Annotated in this window: 1 protein-coding gene; it reads right to left on the bottom strand. The window is 46.2% G+C overall.

Annotated features, from left to right (window positions below; all coding sequences use genetic code 11):
• On the bottom strand, positions 1 to 600 hold a 600-nt coding region (locus ACFO3O_RS22600), incomplete at both ends, for an Ig-like domain-containing protein (RefSeq protein ID WP_379983078.1).

The following is a 600-nucleotide window of genomic DNA, read 5'->3' as shown; positions in this document are numbered from 1 at the left end:
CATCAGGGTTGATCGTTACTGTTCCATTAGCTGGATCCGTAACATCGGTTACTTCGACATCTGAATCTGGATCAAAACCGTCATTGTCTAATACCGCGATATCTACTGGCGTATCCTCTGGTGTCGTCGCCGTATCATCCATGATATCCTCTACTGGAGTCACTGTGACTACTACGGTAGCTGTTTCCGTAGTGGTACTACCATCAGGATTTGTTACGGTGACTGTATAGTCAAAGGTATCTGTTCCGTTAAAATCAGGATCTGGTGTGTAGGTCACGGTTCCATCAGGGTTGATGGTGACCGTTCCATTGTTTGGATCGGTGACCTCCGTTACTTCGACATCTGAATCTAGATCAAAGCCGTCATTGTCTAATACCGCGATATCTACTGGCGTATCCTCTGGTGTGGTCGCCGTATCATCCATGATATCGTCTACTGGAGTCACTGTGACTACTACCGTAGCTGTTTCTGTCGTGGTACTTCCATCAGGATTTGTTACGGTGACTGTATAGTCAAAGGTATCCGTTCCGTTAAAATCAGGATCTGGCGTGTAGGTTACTGTCCCATCAGGATTGATCGTTACTGTTCCATTAGCTGGAT

The organism is Dokdonia ponticola, from assembly GCF_042653865.1.
GTDB classification, from domain to species: domain Bacteria; phylum Bacteroidota; class Bacteroidia; order Flavobacteriales; family Flavobacteriaceae; genus Dokdonia; species Dokdonia ponticola.
This window is presented reverse-complemented; position numbering and strand designations above follow the sequence as displayed.